Origin of the sequence: Enterococcus sp. S183_ASV_20 (genome assembly GCF_018919685.1) — a bacterium.
In the GTDB taxonomy this organism is placed as follows: Bacteria; Bacillota; Bacilli; order Lactobacillales; family Enterococcaceae; genus Enterococcus; species Enterococcus faecalis.
This window is the reverse complement of record NZ_JAHLRI010000110.1, coordinates 1-3,521: the sequence shown is the minus strand read 5'-3', so window position 1 is coordinate 3,521 and position 3,521 is coordinate 1. Positions and strand designations below refer to the sequence as shown.

6 protein-coding genes and 2 pseudogenes are annotated in these 3,521 nt (G+C 35.6%); 7 read left to right on the top strand and 1 reads right to left on the bottom strand.

The features are described 5' to 3' along the window. Positions 1-134: pseudogene (locus KQI94_RS15645) on the bottom strand (transposase); the annotation flags it as partial. A gap of 73 nt (positions 135-207) precedes the next feature. Between KQI94_RS15645 and KQI94_RS15640 the strand changes: the two are divergent. The 7 genes and pseudogenes from KQI94_RS15640 to KQI94_RS15610 all read left to right on the top strand — a co-directional run. Continuing rightward, a pseudogene (locus KQI94_RS15640) lies at positions 208-315 on the top strand (recombinase family protein); the annotation flags it as partial. Beyond that, a complete protein-coding gene (locus KQI94_RS15635) occupies positions 305-619 on the top strand; it encodes a hypothetical protein (protein WP_002383634.1) in 315 nt (104 codons plus the stop codon). The pseudogene KQI94_RS15640 and the gene KQI94_RS15635, both read left to right, overlap by 11 nt. Further along, on the top strand, positions 613-837 hold the full coding sequence (gene uvrC, locus KQI94_RS15630) for an ultraviolet resistance protein UvrA repressor UvrC (RefSeq protein ID WP_002383635.1): 225 nt from the start codon (positions 613-615) through the stop codon (positions 835-837). The genes KQI94_RS15635 and uvrC overlap by 7 nt, the downstream gene beginning before the upstream one ends. 60 nt (positions 838-897) lie before the next feature. Further along, positions 898-1,107, top strand: a complete 210-nt coding sequence (locus tag KQI94_RS15625) for a hypothetical protein (protein ID WP_002382045.1) — start codon at positions 898-900, stop codon at positions 1,105-1,107. An 11-nt stretch (positions 1,108-1,118) separates the two neighbouring features. Continuing rightward, positions 1,119-1,421 carry a DUF6440 family protein gene (locus KQI94_RS15620; protein ID WP_002372577.1) on the top strand — a complete coding sequence of 101 codons (303 nt, stop codon included), beginning with the start codon at positions 1,119-1,121 and terminating at the stop codon, positions 1,419-1,421. A gap of 427 nt (positions 1,422-1,848) precedes the next feature. Beyond that, positions 1,849-3,177, top strand: a complete 1,329-nt coding sequence (uvrA, locus tag KQI94_RS15615) for an ultraviolet resistance protein UvrA (protein ID WP_002400994.1) — start codon at positions 1,849-1,851, stop codon at positions 3,175-3,177. After that, positions 3,174-3,521 (top strand): hypothetical protein (locus KQI94_RS15610; protein WP_002360672.1); only part of this gene is annotated, 348 nt, incomplete at its 3' end. The genes uvrA and KQI94_RS15610, both read left to right, overlap by 4 nt.

Below are 3,521 nucleotides of genomic sequence, written 5' to 3'. Positions count from 1 at the left end.
TACCCATTTGTCAAATGCTGAAGCCGTTAGTTCATATTCTCGAATGATTTCTACACGTGGCTTTCCAGCTAAGTAAAGATTGACGATTGTTGCTTGAATTCTTGTGAAAAAGTTCTTCGTGTTCTCTTAGACATAAAAATTCCTCCTGGTATATTTTCTTCTAGTCTACACACCTTAATTTTTCTGTCTAGTTAATTGTAGCCTATCCAAACAAACAGTATGCGGGAAGTAGAAAAGAAAACAGGAATTTCTTTATCTACACTCAAACGAATCAAGAAACAAGCAAAGGAAGAACAGTTACTTAGTGAGAAATAATTCAGGAGTGGTTAACATAGAGAATAGAGAAAAGATTATTCAGTTGTTGAAAAATCCTTTAGTAACAGGTTATGGGATTGAGATAATGTCAAACGGGCGACTTTATTCAGCAAACTTCCAAAGATATAAGAATCGAGTAAAGAAAGAAGAGAACCCGTTGATTATTTTTGAGAGCATGACAGAAAAAGTTGAGCAGGTATTTTTAGAATTAGCTGAAGAAGTCATACGAACGAACCCTAAAACAAAACAAGAATTCAAGGAAATGATTAAAGAATATTGTTATAAGGAGGATAACAAATGGTAGTTCGAAAAACATATGATCATTGGGGGATCGAAATCAGCACATGGAACAAAAGTAATATAGTTACTTTTATTGATTGTGACTGCGGGCAATTAGCTAAAAGAGAACTGGGAAAGTATAATCAGTTTAAATGTGATAGCTGCAATAAAGAATACAAATTGTATCAAGGCAACTATATACCAATTGATGAAAAAACAAATGAAGTAGCTCAAAACGATTGAAAAAGTAAAAAAGATTTTTGATTGTTTACTTTCAATAATTTAAAAAAGGTGGAGATTTTAATGAATTTTGGGTATTTAAATTTTGGAACAAAAGACGCAGTTTTAGTGATCGCAATATTTATTATTTTAATTTTGACGGTACTGTTTCGTTGGTCAGCTTTAGAATTTGTTTTTTCTTCAAGTGCAGTAGGAATTGCTTTTTTTGCTGGAAATATGAAACAAGACAAAAGGATAGCAGATAGGCAAAACAAAAAAAGTGAGAAGAAGTAAGGAGAATATTTATGCCAGTTAATAAAAATGGTTTACCTTTTTATCTCGACAGAAAATTAGATGTAATACGCTTTGGAGTTGATCCGGATAATCATGTGAAAGAACAACAACTTTTTAACTCTCCGGTTAAAACGGAGAAGCCAAATAAAAAAGAACGTTTCATTGAAAAAGAAAGTGAATCTTTAACTCAATCAAGATATAAAATTGTAGTTGATACAGTTACTGGTGTTAATTATTTAGAGAGCCCTAGAGGAGGAATCACACCTTTGCTTGATGAAACTGGGAAAGTTTGCATCGATAAAATTAGTAAGTAAATAAAACCCCACCCCCTGAAAATCTTTTTTGGGGGTTATTCTATATTCAATTATTAATGATAATTATAGTGATGAGAGAGCAATTCTAAGCCATTTTCACAAATATTGATCGGTAGTTATGCAATGAAGAGATTTCAACGTTCGCTCTTACAGGCTTAAATAGGATATATAGATGAAAATAAAAAAATCTCTATTTAAATACGAATAATTGTTCATACCAGGCATGTGGCCAACCATCAAAAGACGAATAACTGGTTTCGCTTTGCTCAACTGGCCTTCAACGTTTTGTATAGTTTCCCTCTCTGCGTTCTCTCCAACTATGCCAAAAGTTTACAGGTGTATAAAAAAATACGGAAAACTGAATTTTACTAGTTGCCAAAGAGAACATTAGTTCGTATAATGAGTTAGTAGAAAGAAGGGATTTTGGATGAATTTGACGTTCGATTATACGAAAGAACCCAGTCGTGATGTGCTTTGTATCGACGTAAAAAGTTTTTATGCTAGCGTGGAATGCGTAGAACGTGGACTTGATCCATTGAAGACAATGCTTGTGGTCATGAGCAATTCTGAAAATTCGGGTGGCCTGGTACTCGCTGCTTCCCCTATGGCAAAAAAAGTATTAGGCATTTCCAATGTTACAAGGAAAAATGAAGTTCCGGACCACCCGAACTTCATTATTGTATCTCCACGCATGAAATTGTACATGAAGAAAAATCAAGAAATTAACAATTTATATAAACGCTTTGTTTCTGATGAAGATCATTCTGTATTCAGTGTCGATGAATCGTTTCTTGATGTGACTGCTTCGCTGACCTATTTTAAGTGTGACACCGCCTATAAACTGGCCAAGATTATTCAACGTGTGATTTATAATCATATGGGATTATATGTAACAATCGGAATTGGGGAAAATCCGTTGCTGGCCAAGTTAGCATTGGATAATGAAGCAAAGAATGCACCAGGATTTGTAGCTGAATGGCGCTATGAAGATGTGCCAAAAAAAGTTTGGCCAATCTCCCCTCTTACAGAATTTTGTGGGATAGGAAATCGCATGGCTGCTCGCTTAAAAAAGCTAGGTATTCGGTCCATTTATGACCTAGCGCACATTGAACCCTACATGTTAAAAGAGCGTTTTGGTATCATGGGGCTACAGCTGTACGCGCACTCATGGGGCATAGATCGTAGTTTTTTAGGGCAAAAAGCGGGACGACCAACAGAAAAATCATTTGGTAATAGTCAGGTCTTACCCAAAGATTATGCAAATAAAGAACAAATAAAATTGGTTTTGAAGGAATTGTCGGACCAGGTTGCTAGTCGCTTACGCATGGCATCGTGTCAGACAACCTGTGTCTCTTTGTTTGTTGGCTACTCAAAAGGTCAGACAGACAAATACGGCCAAACCGGCTGGCGTAGACAAATGAAAGTAGAACCAAGTAATAACACAAAAGTCTTGACTGAACATGTACTGCGTCTTTTTGAAGAGAATTACGCACCAGGGGTCGACGTACGAAATTTAGGAGTATCCTATGGCCGTCTTGTATGGAACAAAAATTTACAGCTGGATTTATTTTCTGTTCCGGAGGAGCAAATTCATGAAACGGATATGTATTTTCTTATTGATAAAATACGTCAGAAATTTGGGTTTAAAGCACTGATACATGCTTCTTCACTGATGGAAGGCGCCACAGCAATTTCAAGAGCAAGCCTTGTTGGTGGCCATGCAGGTGGAACTGTTGGCTTAGGTACAACCAAATGAAGCAAAATAGAAAAGAATTTTCTTCTTATTTTTCTCGCTCAATCAAACAAAATAAGCCATTATATTTATTACTTATGTCTTCAGAAACCAATCCTTTTCCTAGACCAGTTATAGGAACTTTTCGAGGATATGCGGAAGAAAACAAAATAATAATTGGTGAAGATTCCTATAGTATAGAAGAAATTGACTTCGTGTGTATGTATCGTCATTCTAGTAGAATAAAACAAGAAGAAAGAGTAAATTCAAACCCTTTTCAAGGTTTGGTCTCCCCTACTTTGTCAAAAAAAGAGCAGAAAAAGTTAGATGAGTATTTTAGCGATTGGGGGTTTCGTAATGAAGGCATA